Here is a 20,820-nt window from a genome sequence, read left to right as displayed (position 1 = left end):
TTCCAGGGGACGGGCTGCTCGTACAGGGAGGTACGACCCCATGCAGAGACTCAACTTCAGGACGACCGTCGCGACGGCCACCGCCGGCCTCGTCGTGCTGACGACCGCCGCGGGCTGCGCCGTCGACCAGCCCGGCGCCGACGCCGCCCCCTACGACCCCGACGAGGAGGTGACGATCACCTTCGCATGGTGGGGCGGGGAGGAGCGCAACCAGATCACGAAGGAGGCGATCAAGGGGTTCGAGGAGGATCACCCGAACATCACCGTCGATACGCAGAGCAGCGACTTCGGCAGCTACTGGGACATGCTCGCGACGCAGGTCGCCGGCGGCGACGCCCCCGACCTGATCACGATGGGCGGCTCCTACCCGAGCGAGTACGCCGGCCGCGGCGCGCTGCTGGACCTCGGCACGGTGTCCGACTACCTCGACACCTCCAAGGTGCCGGCGGACACGCTCAAGATCGGCGAGATCGAGGGCACGCAGTACACCGTCCCGTCCGGCGTCAACGCGCTGGCGGCCTTCCTCAACCCGGCCGTCTTCGAGGAGGCCGGGGTCGAGCTCCCGGACACGTCGACGTGGACGTGGGACGACTTCGCCGCGATCACGCAGCAGCTGTCCGACCAGAGCCCGAAGGGCACCTACGGCACCGTGCCGTTCGCCAACTCCTCGCTGCTCGACGCCTGGGCCCACCAGCACGGCGAGGCCATCTTCGCCGAGGACGGCACCGTGGGCGTGAGCCCCGAGACCGTGTCCGCCTGGTTCCAGCTCTGGTTGGACGCCCAGAAGAACGGCGCCACCCCCGAGGCCAGCATCTTCGTGGAGGACTCGACGGCCGTGCCCGAGCAGTCGCTGTTCGGCACCGGCAAGCAGGGGATCGCCTTCGCGTGGAGCAACTTCAAGGCGGACGCGCTCGGCGACTCCGTCGTCGAGGCGAACCTCCCCGGCGAGGCCGAGGCGGTCGGCAACCGCGTCGGCTCCACGATGGAGTACGCCATCACCTCGAAGACCGCGCACCCCGAGGCCGCGGCGATGCTGCTCGACTACCTCGTCAACGACCCGCGCGTGGTCGACGCGGTCGGCACGGACCGCGGGGTCCCGGCGAACGCGGAGGTGCGCGACCACCTGCGCGAGAGCCTCAGCACCGTGCAGCAGAAGGAGGTCGACCTCATCGACGAGATCGCCGCGTCCGACGCCGGCGCGCGGATGCCCGCCCCCGAGGGCGCCAGCAGCACCGGGGACATCTTCACCCGGCTGATGCAGGACGTGCTCTTCGAGCGGACGACGCCGGACGACGCCGCCGAGCAGTTCATCTCCGAGGTCGAAGGCTCGCTGAAGTGACCGCCCCCGGCGTCGCCCTCGTCGGCGGCCACGGCTACGCGACCCGCCACCTGGAGCACCTGCGGGGCGCCGAGCGCTCCGGCCGGGCCCGGCTGCTCGGCGTCGCGGACCCTCGCCCGCCCGAGGACGACGCCGGCGGCGTCCCCTGGTTCGACTCGCTCGCCGACCTGCTGGACGCCGGCGTCGAGCCCGACGTGGTGGTGATCTCGACGCCGCCGCACACCCATGCGCCCCTCGCGCTGCGGGCGATCGCGGCCGGAGCGGACGTCTACGTGGAGAAGCCGCCGGTCGCGTCGTGGGCGCAGTACGTCGAGCTCGAGCGGGCCGCGCGCGACGCCGGCCGCGTCGTGCAGGTCGGGTTCCAGAGCCTGGGTTCCGAGGCCCTGGGGATCATCGAGGACGCGCTCCGCGCCGGCGAGATCGGCGACGTGCTGGCCGTCGGCGCCGTCGGGACGTGGTCGCGCACGATCGGCTACTACGACCGGTCCCCGTGGGCGGGCAGGCGCGTCCTCGACGGCGTCGACGTGGTGGACGGCGTGTCGACCAACCCGCTCGCGCACGCCGTCGTGACGGCGCTGCGCCTGGCCGGCGCCCGGCGCGCGGACGACGTGCTCGACGTCGACGCCGACCTCTACCGCGCGCACGCGATCGACGCCGACGACACGTCCGTCGTCCGCGTCCGCACGGCCAGCGGCGTCGCCGTGACGCTCGGCCTGACGCTGTGCGCGCAGGAGCAGACGGCCCCGGTGATCCGCGTGCGCGGCACCCGCGGCACGATCGAGCTGAGCTACACCACCGACGAGCTCACGGTGGACGGCGTCGCCGGACGGCGCACCCTCACCGCGGGCCGCGCGCACCTGCTCGACGACCTGCTCGTGCACCGCGCGACGGGCGCGGACCTGCTCAGCCCCCTGGCCGACTCCGGCGCGTTCATGCGCGTGCTCGAGGCAGTGCGGGTGGCCGATGCGCCCCGCCAGATCCCCCCGGAGGCCGTGACCTGGACGGGCTCGGGCCGCGACCGGCGACCGGTCGTGCACGACGTCGACGCGATCCTCGCGCGGGCGGTCGTCGCGCAGGCGACGCTCGCCGAGCTGGGCGTGCCGTGGGCGCGGAGGCGACCCGCCCTCGACGTGCTCGACGTGGGCGGCGTGCCGGTCGCCGAGCTCCGCGACGGCGCCGACGTGGCGCCGATCCTCTCCCCGCGGCCCTACCTGCACCCGGTCTCCACCCTCGACGGCGTCGTCGTGACCGACCACCTGCCGGCCGACCACGCCTGGCACCTCGGCGCCGGCCTGGCGATCCAGGACGTGGGCGGCACCAACCTCTGGGGCGGCCGCACGTTCACGGCGGAGGACCGCGAGTACGTCTGGCGGGCCGACCACGGGCACGTGCGCCTCGACCGGCACGCCCGCCACGGCGGCGTCGCCGAGCAGTCGCTGACCTGGTGCGACCCCGCGGGCGCCGCCCTGCTGACGGAGCACCGCCGGTGGGAGGCGGCCCCCTCCCCCGACGGCTGGTGGCTCGATCTGCGGACCGAGCTCCGCAGCGCCACCGGCTCCCCAGTCTCCCTCGGCGGCCCCGGCAGCAACGGCCGGGCCGGCGGCGGCTACGGCGGCTTCTTCTGGCGCATCGCGCCCTGCACCGACGTCCACGTGCGGACCGCGGACGCCGACGGCGAGCAGGCCGTGCACGGCACCACGTCTCCGTGGTTGGCCTGGACCGCCACGTTCGCCTCGGGGCCCGCCACGCTCGTCGTCGTCGCCGCGCACGACGACGACACGGACCCGTGGTTCGTCCGCTCCGCCGGCTACCCCGGCGTCGGCCTCGCGCTCGCGTGGGATCGCCGCACCACCGCGCCGGTCGACGAGCCCCTGCGCCGGCGCGTCCGCGTGCTCGTCGCCGACGGCGTCCTCGACGACGACCACGTCGCGCGGCTCGTCGCCGACACCCTGGCGCGCGACCTCGCGCCCGCACCGCTCGCCGCCCGACCCGCCTGAAGGGGCCCCACCGTGCACTCCCAGCCCATCGACCGGCGCGCGCTCGTGCGCCGGCACGACATCGTGCAGACCGCCCTGGACCCGCGCAGCCCCGTGACCGTCGGGAACGGCGAGCTCGGCTTCACCGTGGACCTCACCGGCCTGCAGTCGATGCCCGGCGAGTACCCGGTGCACAAGCGGGGCCACGAGCCCGACCGCGACGACCCGGGCACGCTCCTCGGCACCCAGACCCAGTGGGCCTGGCACTCGATCGCGGGCGAGCGGGAGTACGCGCTGGAGGAGACCACCCGGCGGTACGAGGTCGACGGCCGGCTCGTGCCGTACGTCGAGGAGAGCCGCCGGGACACGCCGGGGTACGACGCCACCCGGTGGTTCCGAGCCAACCCGCACCGCCTCGACCTCGGCCGCATCGGCTTCGTCGCGGTCACCAGGGACGAGGACGACGGCGAGCCCCTCGTCGCGCTGCGCCCGGCTGACCTCACGGGCACCCGCCAGGTGCTCGACCTGTGGTCGGGGACGGTGGACAGCGCGTTCTCCCACCGCGGCGTGCCGGTGCGGGTGCGGACCTCCGTCCACCCGACCCGCGATCGGATCGGCGTCACCGTCGCGTCCGCCCGGGCCGCCGGGCTCGCCATCGCCGTCGACTTCCCCTACGGCTCGTCGGACTGGCACAACGCCGCCGACTGGGACTCCCCCGACGCCCACTCCACGTCCGTGACGCCCGTGCCCGGCGGGTGGCTCGTGGAGCGGCGGCTCGACGACTCGACCTACCGGGTGCACGTCGCCGCCGCCGGCGCAGAGCTGACGCACGTCGCGCCGCACCGCGTCGTCCTGCGGCCCACGGCCGACGACGTCGACGTGGCCGTCGAGCTCACCACCGACGGGCAGGGCGACATGGTGCTGCTGCCCTCCCGGGCCGGGCACGCGGACACCGCGGCTGCCGCAGGCGACGCCCAGGAGGTGCACCGCGCCGCGGCCGCGCACTGGCGGGACTTCTGGGAGTCCGGCGCGGCCCTGCAGCTCGCGGGGACCGACGACCCGCGCGCCCGGGAGCTCGAGCGGCGCGTCGTGCTGTCGCAGTACGTCACGGCCGTGAACAGCGCAGGGTCCCTCCCGCCGCAGGAGACCGGGTTGGTGTGCAACTCGTGGCGCGGCAAGTTCCACCTCGAGATGCACTGGTGGCACGCCGCGCACTTCCCGATGTGGGGCCGCCCCGAGCTCCTCGAGCCGAGCCTCGGCTGGTACCGGCACGCCCTGCCGCTGGCCCGGGACACCGCGCACGCCCAGGGCTACGCCGGGGCTCGCTGGCCCAAGCAGCTCGGCTCCGTGCTGCGCGAGACGCCGAGCTCCATCGGCGTCCACCTCGTGTGGCAGCAACCGCACGTCGTCTACCTCTCCGAGCTCGTCCACCGGGTCACCGGCGACGACGCGTTCCTGCGCGAGCAGGCCGAGGTCGTCTTCGCGTCGGCGGAGTTCATGGCCGACTTCGCCCAGAGGGGGACGGACGGGTTCACGCTCGGCCCGCCGCTCGTGCCCGCGCAGGAGAGCTACGCGGCAGAGCGAGCCCGCCTGTCGAACCCGCCGTTCGAGCTGGCGTACTGGCGCTGGGCGCTGCGCACCGCCAACGCGTGGCGCGAGCGGCTGGGCCTGCCGGTCGAGGAGCGGTGGGCCGAGGTCGCGGAGGGCATGATGGCGCCGCACGTGCGCGACGGCGTCTACACCGGCGTCGACGTCGAGCCGTACACGATCCGGACCGACCACCCCTCGATGCTCGGCGCGCTGGGCATCGTCCCCGACGTCGGGCTGATCGACGCCGACGTCATGCGCGCCACCTACCTGGACGTGCTGCGCGACTGGGACTGGACGTCCACCTGGGGCTGGGACTACCCCATGATGGCGATGACGGCGACGCGCCTCGGCGAGCCCGGCTGGGCCGTCGACGCGCTCATGGACGCGGCGGGCAAGAACGTCGTGCTGCCGAACGGGCACAACCACCAGACGGACTCGCTGCCCCTGTACCTGCCGGGCAACGGCGGCCTGCTCGCCGCCGTCGCGCTCATGGCGCGCACCCACCTCGACGGCGGGGCGGGGTTCCCCGCCGGCTGGGACGTCCAGCTGGAGGGGTTCCCCGCCACGGTCTGACGCCGGTCACCGCCGGCCCGGGCGGCGCCTCACGGCGAGCCGGGCAGGGTGACGGCCCGCAGCGGGGCCGACGGCTCCGACGTGCCGGCCGCGTTCACGGCCACCACCCGGTAGGTGTACGCGGTGCCGGGCTCGAGGTCGCGGTCGTAGGTGGTGTGCACCTTCGCGACGCCGACCTCCTGCGGATCGCCGCCGGCCTCGGACCGCAGCACGCGGTACTCCGTCGCGCCCCCGCCCGAGGTCCAGACCAGGCCCGTGGACGTGGCGCCCTGGAGCCCCACGCGCAGGTCGGTGGGCGGCGCGGGCACGGGCAGCGGCACGGTGAGGCTCGCGCTCCGCTCCGACTCGCCCAGCTCGTTGACCGCCGTGACGGCGTAGTCGTAGGACGCCACGGAGGCGCCGATGGTGTCGTCCTCGTACGCCGGCTCGGTGGTCGTGCCGACCAGGGCGAACGCGCCCCCGCCGTCACGGCGGTACACCTGGTACGTCTCGGCGCCCGGCACGGGCTCCCAGCCCAGGGCGAACGCCGCGGCCGACACCTCGGTGGCCTGAAGCCCTCCCGGGGCCACGACCGGGTCCAGCGGGCCCGACGTCGCGGCCGTGACGGCAGAGGACGGCTCCGACTCCCCGCCCGGGGAGACCGTCGTCACGGCGTAGCGGTACGACGACGACGGCTCGGCCGTGTCGTCGGTGTACGACGGGTCCGCCACGTGGCCGAGCAGCTCGAGCTCGCCGCCGTCGGCCGGTGCGCGGTAGACGCCGTACGCGGTGGCGCCGTCGACGGCGGACCAGCCCAGGTCGACGGAGTAGCTCCGGGCGGCACCGACGGCGAGGTCGCCCGGCGCGGGCGCCGTCGTGGGCCCCGAGGTCACCAGCGCGCTCACCGCGGCCGACGCGTCCGAGGCCCCGCCGGGTCCGACGGCCGTCACCTGGTACCGGTACGGCACCCCGGCCTCGACGTCGGCGTCACGGAACGAGGTGTCCGCGGTGGTCCCGACCACCCGCATCGCCGGCTCGGACGACGACGCCCGGGCGACCAGGTAGGCGGTCGCGCCGGCGGAGCCGGTCCAGGAGAGGTCGACCCCGAGGCCTCCCGCGGCCCCCGACGACTCGGCGCCGAGGTCCGCCGGCGCGGCGCTCACGGGCTCGTCCGCGCCCGGCACGGGGTCCACGGCGACGACGTAGTTGAGGACGGTGCCGCCCGCGTTGGCCCCGGTGACCACGTGCGACCCGGCGGGGAACCGCGCCTTGAAGAGCTTCCACGACCCGCCGTGGTCGTCGGCGACGGTGAGGTCCGTGGCCTCGTAGCGGTCGGTCAGCCAGGCGGGGCGCGGGGAGATGCGCGCGTCGTGCGCGACCCAGACGTCCGCGTCCACGGGCAGGAAGAAGGAGAGCAGGTCGTCGTTCGTGGCGGCGCGCGACTCGACCGCCGACCGGACCCACTCGAGGCCCTGGATCTCCGTCGGCACCGACGTGAACCGGTAGGCCTTGCTGCCGGTCGTCCGGTCCCCGGCGACGAAGTCGCCCACCTGGAGGTCCTGCTGGATCGACCACAGCGCGGCGTTGGCGGCCCCGTTGGTGCTCGAGTCCGTGACGACGGCGCTGCGGATCGCGTCGCCCTCCAGCGGCGCGGCCGGCGCGGCCTCCGGGGCCTCCGGCGCCGGCGGCTCGAAGGCGTCGCCGGACCATTCCACCGGGGTCAGCGGGTAGCCCTTCGGGAAGCCCGGCGCCGCGAGCTCGTTCAGGTACTCCTCGAGGTTCGTGTACCCGTCGCCGTCGTCGTCGCCGTTGCGGTCCTCCGGGTCCGCCGGGTCGAGTCCCCGCGCGAGCTCCCAGTCGTCGGCCATGCCGTCCCGGTCCGCGTCCGTCGCCGGGGTGCCCTCGTCGAGCTCCGGGTACCCGCCGACGTCCGACTCGTCCCCGATGATGGCGCCGGTCTGGTGCCGCACCTCGTCGGCGACGCGCGCGTCCACCGCGTCGCGCGCGACCGAGGCGCCCGCGTGGTCGAGCGTCAGGTCGAGCGCGCGGCGGGGGCTCTGGGTGTGCACCGGCGGGTACTCGAAGCGCTCGGGCACCCGGACGGCCGGGCGGGCGGCCTCGATCATCCCCGAACCGGTGTCCCGGCCGTTCAGGACCCCGTCCCGGTTGCTGTCGATCCGGTTGTCGTCGAGGAACACCTGGTAGTTCTCGTTGCCCCGCACGACCGCCGCGGTGGGGTTCGCGGAGTTCACGCCGGCGACGAAGTAGTTGCCCACCACGTTGCCGTACCCCTTGGTGCCGGACTCGCCGCCGGCCACGTAGGGGAAGTCGCCCCAGTTGTAGACGACGTTGTTCACGAAGTCCATGACGCCCTTGGTCTTCGGGTTCCGGTCGTTGTTGTGGGCGTAGAGGTTGTGGTGCATCGAGATGGTGTTCATCTCGACGAGCCCGCCCATGGAGTGGGTCAGCCGGCCCTCCGACATGATCGACCACTGCACCGTGATGTTCTTCGACCGCGGGTCGTCGTAGTCCTTGCTCTTGATCGAGAGGACCTCGTCGCCCGCCCAGGAGAACGACGAGTGGTCGACGATGACGTCCTGCGAGTCCTCGATGTACATCGCGTCGTCCGTCGAGGCCGAGCCGAGCCGGAACCGCATGTTCCGGATGACGACGTCGCTGCACTCGACGAACCGGACGGTGTTCCCCTTGATGGTCACGCCGTCGCCGGGCGCCGTCTGGCCGGCGATCGTGATCCCGTGCTTGTCGCGCGCGACGATCTGCGGGATCGTCACGTCCCCCGCGACGTCGAAGACGATCGTCCGCGGCACGTCGCCCGCGGTGGTGAGCGCGTCGTGGAAGGTGCCCGGGCCCGTCAGCTCCTTGCTCGTCACGTGGTAGACCTCGCCGCCACGTCCTCCCGTCGCGGCGTACCCGAACCCCTCCGCGCCGGGGAACGCCGGCAGGGCGTCCTCGCCCGCCGACGCCGGTGCCGCGGGGACCAGGACGGCCAGGGCCGCCGCCAGTCCGGCGGCGGCCGCCACCGCGGATCGTGCTGCTGACCGTCGTGCCCTCATCGTCCGTACCTCTCTGTACGTGCGCAACATTGTGGGAATGCGGTTTCCTGAACGTAGCGCCGACGTCCGTGCACGTCAACAGGAACGACGAGGGGTGAGGAAAGGGTGGGAGGGCTTGCGGGTCAGAGACCGGACGTCGTCGAACCGCGCGGCACGAGCTCGCACGGCATGGCGACGACCCCGGGCTCGAGGCCGCCGCCCGCGAGCGCACCGTGCAGGAGCCGCGCCGCCTCGCGGCCCATCTCCTCGAGCTTCATGTCGACGCTCGTGGTGCTCGGGTCGGAGTTCCACACCAGCGGGCCGAAGTTCTCGTAGCCCACGACCGCCACGTCCTCGGGGACCCGCACGGACTCCCGCCGCAGACGGTCGATGACGCCCAGCGCGATGGCGTCGGAGTCGCACACGACCGCGTCGACGGCGCCGGCCCCGACGTCCTCGAGGATGCGGAGCATCGCCGCCCGCCCCCACAGGGCGGTCCGCGGGCCGTCGGCCAGGTCGGCGACGAGCCGCAGCCCCTGGGCCTCCATGGCCTCGGCGACGCCGGTCCTGCGGTCGGCGGCCACCCGGTACTGCGGCCGGCCGCTGACGTGCGCGATGCGGGTCCGCCCGAGCCCCGCGAGGTGCTCGACCTGGAGGCGGCCGCCCTGGGCGTCGTCCACGACCAGCGAGGCGTCCCGCGGGTCCCGGGACCGGCTGTGCACGTAGACGACCGGGACGGGAAGGTCCTCGCCGACCGGGTCGCGCTCCTCGGTGCGCCCGCCCACCACGATCAGCCCGTCGACCCGGCGGTCCAGCAGGGCGTTGAGCTGGTGCCGCTCGCGCAGCCGGTCATCCCGGGCGTTGCAGAGATGCACGAACGAGGAGTACGAGCTCAGGCCGTCCTCGAGCCCGTCGAGGATGGGCAGCGAGAACCGCGACTCGAGGTCGGCGGCCAGCACCCCCACCGACGTGACCGGCTGCCGCCCGGGCCCGCTGCTGGCGACGAAGCCGAGCTCGCGCGCGCTGTCCAGGATGCGCCGTCGGGTGGCGGCGGAGATCCTGCCGCGACCGTTGATGGCCTTCGACGCCGTCGACATCGACACGCCTGCGGCCTCGGCCACGTCCGCCAGCCTCGCACGATGTCTGCGCACGCCAACGCTCCTTTTCGTCCACGCACCACCTGGAAGCGTTCCCGCTGAGGACCCGACCGTACTGCACACGGGAACGCGCAGCCGTCCGACCGCCGGGGCCGCGTCCGGGAACACCAGGCGCCGCTTGCGCGTTATGTCACAAGATTCACCCGCACCATGAGGAGCACTCTTGCGACGCATCCCCCGAAAGGTCGAGGTCGAGCACGAGCCGGGGAAGTTCACCCGGTACCTCCGGCACGACAACGGCGAGGGCTTCGTCTCGCCGCACGCGAGCGTCCACCCCGACGCCACCATCAGGCCCGGCGCGTACGTCGAGGCCGGCGCCCGTGTGGGCGCGCACGCCAAGGTGGGCCGGTTCAGCTGGGTCGACGTCGACGCCGTCGTCGGGCGCGGAGCCCGCGTCGACGAGAACGTGCACGTCGGCGTCCGCGGCGTCGTCGGCGACGACGCCCGGGTCGGCTCCGGCACCCGCCTCGGCACCGACAGCCGCGTCCCGTCCGGCGTCGTCGTGCCGCCCGACGCGATCGTCCCCGACGGCGAGACGGCGCACGGCGAACGCCGGCGGAAGGACTTCGGCACGGCCGCCTGACCTGCGCCCCCGCGCCTCCCACGACACCTCGACGTCCCGCCGACCGGCCTCGCCCGGCCCCGGCGGGACGTTGCTATGGTGGCCGGTTCATCGACCCACCTGGAGGCGAGTGGAGGTGAACTCCCGTGGCCAAGAACTCGAAGAAGCAGCCGGCGCTCTCCCTCAAGGAGAAGCGGGCGCAGAAGCGCGAGAGAACTGCCGAGACCACCGTCAAGGCGCGTAAGCGATAGACCGTTCGCGAGCGGGCCGGCCGTCCCCCGACGGCCGGCCCGTTCGCGTTCCCGGTGGCACGGCGGCGCCCGCGCGGGATGATGCTCGGGACCGACCCGAGGAGAACCGTGCCCCACCATGACCCCGAACCCGCCACGGAGACGGCGCGGCCCTCCGGCGACGGCGTGCTGCGGCTCGGACGGATCGGGTGGGCGGTCGTCGGCATCGCCGCGGCCGCGGTGGTGGTCTACGCCGCCGTGTCGGCGATCAGCGGGCTCGCCGTCCCCCTCGTCGTCGCCGCCGTGCTCGGCGTGCTGCTGCACCCCCTGGTCGACCGCCTGGAGCGGCTGGGGCTGCGGCGCGGCCTCGGCTCCCTCGCCGTGCTGGTCGCGTTGGGCGCGGTCCTCGGGGGCGCCGTCTGGGTCACGGCCGACGGCGTCGTCGACCAGGGAGCGGAGATCACCGACCGGCTGGGCAGCGGCCTCGACACCCTCCAGCAGCAGCTCGCGGGCACGACGCTCGACCTGTCCGGCGTCGACCTGAGCGAGACGACGAGCTCCCTGGCAGGCGGCGTCGCCAGCCTGTTCGGGAGCGTGTTCTCCAGCGCCGCGGCGTTCGTCGTCGGCACGTTCGTCGCCGTCTTCTTCCTCTTCTACGTGATGGCGGACTGGCCCCGCATCGAGGAGTTCGCGGCGCGCCACTCGTCCGTCCGCGGCACGCCCGGCCGCGTCGTCGTCGACGAGGCCACGGCCACGCTGCGCCGCTACTTCGGCGCGCTCACGACGTCGAGCCTCGTCACCGCGGTGCTCATCGGGCTGGGCGCGGTCCTGCTCGACGTGCCGCTGGCGTTCTCGATCGCGCTCGTCACCTTCGTGACCTCGTACATCCCGTACCTGGGCGCGATCTTCTCCGGCGCGTTCGCCGTGCTCATCGCCCTGGGGTCGCAGGGCCCGACGTCGGCGCTGATCCTGCTCGCCGTCATCCTCGTGGTGCAGAACGTCGTGCAGACGCTGATGCTCACCAAGCTCTCCTCCGACCAGCTGCGGCTGCACCCGATCGTCAACCTCGGCTCGACCATCGTCGGCGCCGTGCTCGCCGGCCTGCTGGGCGCGATGCTGTCCGCGCCCGTGACCGTCATCGTGCGCGACGTCCTCGGCCACGCCCGCAGGACGGACGCGGCCGAGGACGTCACCGACCTCACGACGGGCTGACGCCCGGCGCGTGTCAGGGGGTCGTCTGCTTGCGCCCGCCCATCCCGGCGACGATCGAGACGCCGATCACGGCCAGGACGATCTGGAAGAGCAGCTCGATCCAGTCGATGCCGCCCGTGTCCTTGACGTCGAACAGGCTCGCGATCCACGTGCCCAGCAGGGCGGCGACGATCCCGATGAGGATCGTCACGAGGATCGAGATGTTCTGCCTCCCCCGGACGAACAGCCGGCCCAGGGCGCCGATGATGGCGCCGATGATGATCGCGGTGATGATGCCCGAGATGGTCACGGTGGTGCTCCCTCCTCGACGACGGCGCAGGTCGCGCCCGCAACGAAGGTACGGCGGACCCCCGCTGCTCGCCCCCCGAACGCCGACGGCGCCGACCCTGTGACCAGGGCCGGCGCCGTCGCGGGCGTCCGTCGGTGCGGGCGTCAGTCCTGCTGTCGGCGCCGGATCCCGACGAGGATCACCCCGCCCGCGACCAGCAGGACGGCGAGGCCGACCCACAGGGCGATGTCCGCACCGGTGGTCGGGAGCCAGCCGCCCCCGCCGGTGTCGCCGTCGCCGCCCGGGGGCGGTGGGGGCGGGTCGAACGTGTTCGTCACCGTCAACGACGCCGGGTCGGCCGCGATGGTCACCGCGCCCGGGTCGCCGTCGCCCACGGTCGAGACCGTGGACGACGCCGCGCCGCCGTCGTCCGTCTCCGTCACGACGCACTCCGCGCCGATCGGGAGCCCGGCGTAGGTGACGGTGTCGCCCGCCGCGATCTCGCGCGCCGCGCCGCCCGGGATCTCGATGTCCTCGCCCTGGAACGTGCAGGCGAGGGTCACCTCGAACGGCCCGACGTCGTACGCGTCACCCTCGAAGTCGACCACCTTGTCCACCGCCAGCGAGCCGACGTCGAACGTGTTGGTCACGGTGACCACCGCCGGGTCGGCGTCCGCGCCCGGCACCACGACCTGGCCCGGGTCGCCGTCCTCGACCGTGGTCGAGATCGTCGTCTCGGCCGCACCGGCGGCGTCGGTCTCGGTGACGAGGCACTCGGCGCCGACCGGCAGCCCGTCGTACGTGGCCGGTTCGTCCGGCGTCACCGTCCGCGTCGCGCCGTCCGGCACCTCGATGTCCTGCCCCTCGAACGTGCAGGCGAGCGACACCTCGAACGGTGCGGTCACGAACTCGGCGGCATCACCGTCCACCACCTTGTCGACCTCGATCGAGCCGAGGTCGTAGGTGTTGGTCACCGTGGTCTCGACCGGGTCCTCGAACGTGGCGTCCCCGTCGATCGGCACCGGGTTCGGGTTGATCGACGACGAGGTCGCACCGCCCTCGTCCGTCTCCGTGACGGTGCACGAGTCGTTGTCCTGGAGCCCGAAGTAGACCGCCGGGAACCCCGGTCCGAACCGCCGGTCCGGGCCGCCCGGGATCACCTCGACCGGGCCGGTCGCGGGGTTTGTGCACTCGAGCGTCACCGCGTACGGCAGGTCGCCGTAGGCCTCCTGCACGGCCGCGATGTAGTCCGGCACGTCCTCGATGGACTCCGGCGGCTCGGGCAGCTCCGGCATGTCCGGAGCGAAGTCCGCTCCATCGCCGTCCACCACCTTCTGCACTAGCAGCGGGGCCGTGTCGAAGGTGTTCGTCATGCCCACGGTCACGGTGGTGGGCTCGCCGTCGGTGGCCGGCGGCACGGTGATGTCGGCCGACGGCGGGTTTTCCGGGTCGCCGCCCGGGAACTCCACCGGCTCGGCGTCGTCCACCGTGACGGTGGTGGACGACGCCCCGAACGTGTCCGTCTCGGTGAGCGTGCACTCCGAGCCGACCGGCAGCCCCTCGTAGACCGCCGGGTCGCCGGGGACGAACTCACGCGTGTCGCCGCCGGGAATCGTGAGCTCCACGGGGTTGCCCTCGTCGTCCTCGCCGTAGGTGCACGCGAGAGTCACCTCGAACGGCCCGGGCCCGTACAGCGCCCCGAGCCCGGCGAGGTCCTTGTCCACCTCGATCGTGCCGACGTCGAACGTGTTGGTGATGACCACCTCGGCGGGCTCGTCGGAGTCCACCGTCACCTCGTCGGGCACGACGACCGCGCCGGTGGCGCCGGCATCATCGGTCTCCTCGATCTCGCACACCGCGCCCTCGGGGAGATTCGCGATCTGCGCGTCGAGCGGCCCGGCGCCGCCCAGCACCACCGTGCTGTCGTACACCGTCTGCGGCCCTGTGCCGTCACCGTCGTCGAAGGTGCACACCACCTCGATGTCGAACGGCCCGGTGCCGTACTCCTCGGCGCCCTCGCCGTCGACCACCTTCTGCAGGTTGATCACGCCGACGTCGTAGGTGTTGGTCAGGGTCACGGCGTTGCGCGGCTGCCCGACGATGTCGCCCGCGAGCGTGAGGTCTGCCGAGACGCCGTCCGTCACGACCGGCTCGCCGAGCGGGCCGTGCTGCACGGTGATGGTCGTCGACGACGCGTTGCCCGCGCCCGTCTCCGTGACCGTGCACTCCGCCCCCACGGGCAGGCCGTCGAACTCGACGGAGTCCCCGTCGTCCAGCTCGAACGTCATCGGGTCGTCCGGGCCGTAGCCGTCGGCGTACACGGGCTCCCCGAGGAACGTGCACTCGACCGTGCCGTCGAACGGGCCGAACACGATCGGCTCGCCGTCCTGGTCCACCGCGTCGCTGACGACCTCCTTGTCGATGACGATGCTCGACAGGTCGTAGCGGTTGATCGCCGTGATGGTGGTCGGGTCCTCCGGGTCCTCGCTGTCGATCGTCACGGTGCCGACGATGAGCTCGCTCTGCCCGGCGTCCGCATCCTCCGTGATGGTGCACTCGGCGCCGTACGGCAGGTTCGGCACGATCGTCGGCGTGCCGGGGACGACCGTGATGGGTATCGGGTCGAGCTCTTCCTCCACCCAGGTGCCCACGCCGGACGTGCACTGCACGTTGAGCTCGAACGAGTCCGGCGCGTACTGCGCGCCGTCGCCCGTGACCAGCTTGTTCACCTCGAGCGGGCCCGACGCCGTCGCGACGCCCACCTTGGTGCCCTCGGCGGACAGGGAGTTGATCCGGTCACCAGCCTGGGTCACGACGACCCCGGACGCCGCGGCCGAGTTGAAGGCGATCGACCGGTCGCCGGCCTCCGGCACCTCGGGCGGAGTGGTCGTCGTCCCCTCCAGCGCGAGCGAGCTGCCGGGCCGGAAGAGGTTCCCGTCGGCCATCGTGATCACGGCCTTGAACGCGGTGATCTCCTCGTACGTCTCGTCGGGAGTGTCCGGGGTGAGCTCCGCCCACCCGCCGGCGGTCGGGTCGTCGGAGCAGACGGGCTCGTCCACCGGGTCGGTGAGGTCTTCCGCGCAGTAGTCGTCGACGAGCGTGTAGTAGAACGTGGTCGTGCTGCCCGCCGGCGCGTCGACCACCTCGGGCGGGAAGTTCGGGTTGAGGATCGGCTCCCACTGCGACCCGCGCGCCGAGCTGCTGGTCGGGTCGGACGCGGTGTCTCCCGGCGTGGGCATGCGGTCGTAGATGACCACCTTGTCCATGGGCAGGTTGCCGACGTTGTCGACGCGGATGCGCCAGGTCTCGTCATGCCCCGGCGGGATGACCGGGGTGCAGGGGTAGGCGTAGAACTCCGGGTCGCCGGCCGGCTCGACCGGCTCACAGTCCTCGGCGCCCACTCCGCCCGGCGGCGGCTGACCGGGGTCCACGATGAAGCCCAGCGGGTACTGGTCGTCCGTCGCCTTGACGTACTTCGACTCGGCCAGCACACCCGACGGGATCGGCGTCACGTCTGCGTCCGCCTCGCACGCGCCCGTCTCCTCGTTGATGCGACCGGGGATGGTGGTCCCGTCCTCACCGGACTGGGCCTGGCAGACGTCCCACGGTCGGTCGCCGGTCACGCCCGCGGTGTTGTTGACCACCGTGTTGGCGGGCAGCGTCGTCCGGAAGATCACCTGCACGGTGATCGTGTAGACCTGGCCGACCTCGAGCACGGTGCCCTCAGGGAAGGTGAAGGTCAGCCCGGCGATGTTGCCGTCGCGGTCCACGGTCACGTCGTCCGGGTCCGTGGGCATCTGCGGCCCGTTGGGCTGCCCGGGAGGAGCCGTGCCCGGCTCGGTGAGCGCGTAGCCGTACGGCTCGGCGACGTCCGCGAGCCGGAGCTGGGGTCCGTCCGGGTCCGTCGGCATCGGGTCGTCGATGATCACCGGGTCGTAGATGGGCCGGTTCCCGACGTTCGTGACCGTGATGTTCATCGGGAACGCCGTGCCCGGCGGCTCAGTGCCGTCCTGGATATCGGAGTTGAAGTCCTTGACGATCTTCACGCCGTTCTCGGCGTGCTCATAGTTGATCGTCGCGGTGGCGTCGTCCTCGCCGCTCACCGGGATGGGATTCTCCGGGTCCTCGGGGTTGAAGACCAGGTCGGCGCCCGTCACCGTGGACGTCACATCGTTGGTGGCGACGCCTGGCGCGTCCTCGCCCGGCGCCGGGTCGTTCGCCTCCAGGTCGGTCGGCACCAGGGTGTCCGGGTCGGAGCGCAGCGTGTCGCGCACCTGCACCGTGAGGTGCACCCGCTGGACGGGGTTGGCCGGGTTCTCCCAGATGCTGCCGTCCGCCTTGGTGAACGTGAACCGCAGGCCGACCACGGCCGTCGGGTCCACGCCGGCGGGGAGCGCGAAGGCGCCGGAGGGCACCCCGTTCGTCCACGTGCAGCCGTCGAACGTGTCGCTCGCCTCGTCGTACGTCCCGCCCGTGCAGGCGTCCACCTGCACCTGGTCGATCGGGCCGGTGAACGTCGTGTCGGCGAAGTCCACGAAGTCGTACTGGTTCCAGAAGCTGCCGTCCACGTCGGTGAGCGTCATCTCCACGGCACGGGACGGGCCGGTCGGCTGCCCCGTGATCTCGAGGACCGAGGTCGGGTTGGTCTCCGCGTCGGAGCCCGGTTCGGTGATCGTGGCGGGGGTGAACGACTTGGTCTCCTCCATGGTGATCTCCGCGTCGCGGAGCTCTACGTCCGCGGTGTCCCACGCCACGGGATCGTCGGCCGTCGTGCCCCCCGGGTCCGAGACCTGGGCGCCCGCGCTGTTGGGCACGGGGTTCGGGTCGTGGTCCACGGTGATCCGGTCACCGGTGTACCGGTCGAACTCGCGCAGCTTGAGGGTCATCTCCAGGACGCCCTGGTTGTTGCCCGACTCGGTGGAGGCGATGCGCCCGTCGAAGGCGACCTCGACGCCGATGACGTCGGCGAGGTCGTCGACCGTGAGCGCCTCGGCGCCGGCCTCGTCGTAGTCGGTCGTCGTCCCGTCGACGGTCGTCAGGGTCACCGTGGTCGTCTCGGTCCCCTCCGGCGGCACGACGTCGATGATGTCCGTCAGCGTGAACGCGTCGAACGGGTTCGTGCCCGGGGCGACGAGGGGTTCGACGACGTTGTCGTCGTTGGCGTACGACGGTTCGGCGATCAGCAGCTGGTCCACCCGCGCCACCGAGTTGTTCGACCCGGTGATGGTCACGTTCGTCGTCGGGAAGTCCTCGTACGGCGTACCCTCCGGCGGCACCGACAGCGGGCCGCCGGTCCACGCCTTGTCGATCCCGACGTTGATCGGTTCATCGATGATCAGGACGTCGTCGGCGTCGGTGTCGGTGCGGGTGACCGGGTCGCCGCCGTCCGGCGGGTTGAAGGTCGCCGTGCCCCGCGCGGTGTTCGTCACCAGGCCCGGGTCGTCCGGGTTGTTGTAGATCTCCCCCTGGTCACGGCCCAGCGCCGGGCCGCCGCTGCGACGGTCGTCGCGGAGCTGGAAGGTCAGGTCGAGGTGGCGTCCGTCCGCCTGCGTGGAGCGGGCCACGCCGTCGCCCTGGGCAGGCACCGTCGGGTCGGCCGGGAACTGAGCGCGGCTCGGCGACTCCGTGTACGTCAGACGCACCGACGTCGCGCTCTCCTGCTCGTCGGCCGTCAGCGTGTAGCCCGGGAAGGTCCCGTCGCAGGCCGTCGGGCAGGGGTCGCCCGACGCCTCGACCCACGCGCCGTCGATGAACAGCTCGACGCTCTCGATCTGGTCGTACTGGATCAGCGGGTCGACCGATCCGTCGATCGCCTCGACGCGCGTCAGGTTGAAGGCGTCGTAGTACGAGTCGGCGATCGCGGGGTCGTCGGCGGCAACCGGATCGGCGATGTCGCTGATCACCATCGGGTCCACGTTCTCGAACCCGTTGGTCGACCAGGTGATCTGTGCGGTGATCTCGTCCTGGGTGCGGGCCCGCAGCGTGTAGGGCTCACCGGTCTGGCCGTCCGGGGCGAGGAACGTCTTGTCCATGAAGTCGAGGTCGCCCGGGCCCACGGGCACCGGGAACGGGTCGACGGTGTCGCATCCCTCGACCGGGTCGGTCGGCGCGACCGTGCCCGAGGACGCGCTGGAGGCGCCGCAGTTCTCGATCGGGTCGTCGGCGTCCTCCGGGCCGGTGTAGGCCGCGATGAAGTTCGGGGACACGCTGGTGCCCGGCGGGATGCCCTCGCCCGTGTTGTCGTCATAGACGAACTGCACGCCCTGGGCGTCGGCCGGCAGGTCGCAGTTGACCGTCGCGGCGCCATCGGTCGGCCCGCAGCCGGGCGCCTCGACCCACTCGGAGCCGTTCCAGTAATTGATCGTGAGCGTCGTTCCGGCGGGCACATCCGTGGAGCGGACCGAGGTCGGGACGAAGTTGTCCCAGAACTCGCCCGGGTTGCTGGGGTCGGTCGGGTCCTGGACGACGATCTGGTCCGCGTTGGTCGTGGACCCGTCCTCGCCGAACGGCAGGAGCTGGGTCGGCAGGCCGATGACGACCGTCTGGCCGGGCAGGGCCGGGATGGTGGACGGCGAGATCGACTTGGTCGTCTCCGTCGCGAGGCGGTCCGTCAGCGTCTCGAGCGTGTCCTCCGCCGTCTCGGAGTCGTTGGGGATCTCGGCCGTGATCTCGTTGGGGTGCAGGACGTTGTCCTCGTCCTGGTCCGGGTCGGTGTCCGCCGTGAACGGGATGGTCGCCTCGGCTCCGGTGACGATGTTGCCGGTGTACTCGACGGAGAACCCGACGACCTCGCAGCCGGCCGGCGGGTCCGGCAGCGTGTCCTCTGCCTCGGCGGGGATCGGGTCGGTCGTCGTCCCGTCCGCGCAGGTGAACGTGACGCTGGCCGCATCGGCGTCGTTCGGCCACACCACGCCGGCACCGGCGCCGTCCGTCCCCCACCCGGTGAACGTGATCGGGTCGTCGCCCTCGAACGGGCTGTCCGTACCCGGCGACGGCTCCGTGATGGTCATCTCCGTGGTCGGGTCGCCGTCGTTGGTCGCGCCCAGGGTGACCGTCGTCGGGTCGCCCGCGCTCACGACGGCGGGGTCGAACGACTTGGTGGGCGTCACGCTGTTGTTCGGCGGGGTGATGACGTAGGTGTCGCTGGCGGCCGTCGGGTCGGACTCCTCATCGCCGTGGATCACGTTCGACGAGGTCGTGTTGGTGATCGTCGTCGTGTCGGTGAGGTCCGTGACGGCGTCGGTCTGCTCGACGTCGATCGGGATGGACGCCGAGCCACCGATCGCGATGTCGCCGTCGAACTGCACCGTGAAGCCCTCGACGTTGCAGTCCGCCGGCGGGTCGGGCAACGTGTCGGGCGTGGTGGTCGTCTGCGGCTCCGCGGGCCCGTCGGCGCAGGTGAACGTCACCGTGGCCGACTCAGCGCCGTCGGGCCACACGACGTCACCCCAGCCGGTGAAGCCGAGGTAGACGAACGGGTTCGGGTCGGTGCCGTCCGTGGGCTCGACGATCACCAGCGAGTCCACCGGGTCGTTGGACGTGTTGGTGCCGCCGATCGTCATCGTCGCGGGCGTGCCGGGGCTAGCGATCGCGCCGTCAGGCTCGATCGACTTGGTGGTCTCGGAGTCGAGGACCAGCGGCACCTCCGGGACGATGTCGTCGGTCGCCGAGTTCGGCTCCGAGTTGTCCGAGTCGACGGTGGCGGTGTTCGTGATCGACTCGCCGTTCATGCTGTACGGGATGTCGTCGGCGATCACCGCCGTGATGAGGATCTGCGACTGCTGCCCGTTGTCCACGCTGTCGGCCGTGTAGGTCACCGTGTCGGTGTCCGTGTCGACGTCGATCGCCGGGTTGACCGTCCCGGCGCCCGGGCTCTGGATCGACGCGCTGACGAGCTCGACGTAGTCCGGCAGCGGGTCCGTCATCGTGGTCGGCACGCAGGGGTCGTCGTTGGGGTCCGAACAGGACACCGTGACCACCCACGTGACGGTCTGGCCCGGCTCGTACGGACCGGTGCTCGTCTCCACCTTCTGGATACCCCACGACGCCGCGGACGCCGACGTCGCCGGGATGATCGCCCCCGCGAGCCCCAGCGCGAGCACGCCGAGAACGGACCAGCCGCGCCGGAGCCTGCCCCCTGCGTGCGCGACGCTGTGCCTGCCGGCGTGACGGGCCACACCTCGACCCGTTGAACTGCGACGATCCACCATCAGTGCCCCTCCACACATCGGTGCAAACCGCCCGCGCGCGACGCTGTGCGCGAGCACCACCAACGACGATGTCAGACATCGGGCGACTTGGCTCGGCGAACGACGGTTCCTCACGATGGTCTCCAAAGCCCGGTTTTCCGGGCCTCGGTCTGCGCTCGCGAGCGGCGCGCCGTGCGGCGACAGTCGAGGTGAGAGCGTCGGAGCGCGACGAAGGAGTCGACATGGGCCGGGCGAGGACACGACACGGGCGTACGGTGCCGGGCACGACGGCGGCACTGGGCGCGACGGCGCTGCTGCTGGCGGGGTGCGGCGAGGCCAGCACCGACGCGATGGGGGACGACACGACCCAGACCTGCCAGGACCTCTCCGCATACACGGACGCCCTGCGAAACCTCGCGGGCACCCTGGGCCCCGACGCGACGGTCGCGGAGGTGCAGGCGGCGCGCGATCAGGCGCAGGAGGCCCAGGAGACGCTGGAGGAGAGCATCTCCCAGGTGAGCGACGACCGCACGGACGACATCGCCCGCTCGTGGGACGCCCTCGTCACGGCGTTCGGCCAGGTCGACGACGACGCCACCCTCGCCGAGGCGGCCGATTCGCTCAAGGACGAGGCACAGGGCGTCGTCGACGCGACCTCGTCCGTGCGCGAGGACCTCGACTGCAGCTGACCG

General features: G+C 72.6%; 10 protein-coding genes. 6 read left to right on the top strand and 4 right to left on the bottom strand.

The features are described 5' to 3' along the window. Positions 1-40 precede the first annotated feature (40 nt). From ACH443_RS19620 to ACH443_RS19610, 3 genes are read left to right on the top strand one after another with little or no spacing between them, the layout of a single operon-like run. Positions 41-1,339 carry an ABC transporter substrate-binding protein gene (locus ACH443_RS19620; protein WP_430591257.1) on the top strand — a complete coding sequence of 433 codons (1,299 nt, stop codon included), beginning with the start codon at positions 41-43 and terminating at the stop codon, positions 1,337-1,339. Then, positions 1,336-3,336, top strand: coding sequence for a DUF6807 family protein (locus ACH443_RS19615; protein WP_430591256.1), 2,001 nt, complete (start codon positions 1,336-1,338; stop codon positions 3,334-3,336). Before ACH443_RS19620 ends, ACH443_RS19615 begins: the two co-directional genes overlap by 4 nt. 12 nt (positions 3,337-3,348) lie before the next feature. Then, complete coding sequence (locus tag ACH443_RS19610; protein WP_430591255.1) at positions 3,349-5,478, top strand: hypothetical protein; 2,130 nt, start codon at positions 3,349-3,351, stop codon at positions 5,476-5,478. 29 nt (positions 5,479-5,507) lie between these two features. On the opposite strand, the gene ACH443_RS19605 is transcribed toward ACH443_RS19610, so the two are convergent. Next, positions 5,508-8,498, bottom strand: a complete 2,991-nt coding sequence (locus ACH443_RS19605; protein ID WP_430591254.1) for a fibronectin type III domain-containing protein — start codon at positions 8,496-8,498, stop codon at positions 5,508-5,510. 155 nt (positions 8,499-8,653) lie between these two features. Beyond that, positions 8,654-9,661, bottom strand: coding sequence for a LacI family DNA-binding transcriptional regulator (locus ACH443_RS19600; RefSeq protein WP_430591253.1), 1,008 nt, complete (start codon positions 9,659-9,661; stop codon positions 8,654-8,656). 169 nt (positions 9,662-9,830) lie between these two features. Between ACH443_RS19600 and ACH443_RS19595 the strand changes: the two genes are divergently transcribed. Next, complete coding sequence (locus ACH443_RS19595) at positions 9,831-10,250, top strand: transferase (protein WP_429762977.1); 420 nt, start codon at positions 9,831-9,833, stop codon at positions 10,248-10,250. A gap of 338 nt (positions 10,251-10,588) precedes the next feature. Next, on the top strand, positions 10,589-11,671 hold the full coding sequence (locus tag ACH443_RS19590; RefSeq protein ID WP_430591252.1) for an AI-2E family transporter: 1,083 nt from the start codon (positions 10,589-10,591) through the stop codon (positions 11,669-11,671). A gap of 13 nt (positions 11,672-11,684) precedes the next feature. Here the strand turns inward: ACH443_RS19590 and ACH443_RS19585 are convergent, their stop codons facing one another. Beyond that, the gene (locus ACH443_RS19585) at positions 11,685-11,960 is read right to left on the bottom strand and encodes a GlsB/YeaQ/YmgE family stress response membrane protein (protein WP_430591251.1); all 276 of its coding nucleotides are present in this window, start codon (positions 11,958-11,960) and stop codon (positions 11,685-11,687) included. 143 nt (positions 11,961-12,103) lie between these two features. Further along, positions 12,104-20,041, bottom strand: coding sequence for a DUF5979 domain-containing protein (locus ACH443_RS19580; protein WP_430591250.1), 7,938 nt, complete (start codon positions 20,039-20,041; stop codon positions 12,104-12,106). 362 nt (positions 20,042-20,403) lie between these two features. On the opposite strand from ACH443_RS19580, the gene ACH443_RS19575 reads away from it, so the two are divergent. Further along, positions 20,404-20,817, top strand: coding sequence for a hypothetical protein (locus tag ACH443_RS19575; RefSeq protein WP_430591249.1), 414 nt, complete (start codon positions 20,404-20,406; stop codon positions 20,815-20,817). Positions 20,818-20,820: the final 3 nt, after the last annotated feature.

This window comes from Isoptericola sp. NPDC019571 (genome assembly GCF_044389385.1).
GTDB classification, from domain to species: domain Bacteria; phylum Actinomycetota; class Actinomycetes; order Actinomycetales; family Cellulomonadaceae; genus Isoptericola; species Isoptericola nanjingensis.
Note: the sequence above shows the minus strand (reverse complement) of the source record. Positions and strands in the feature narration are given on the sequence as shown.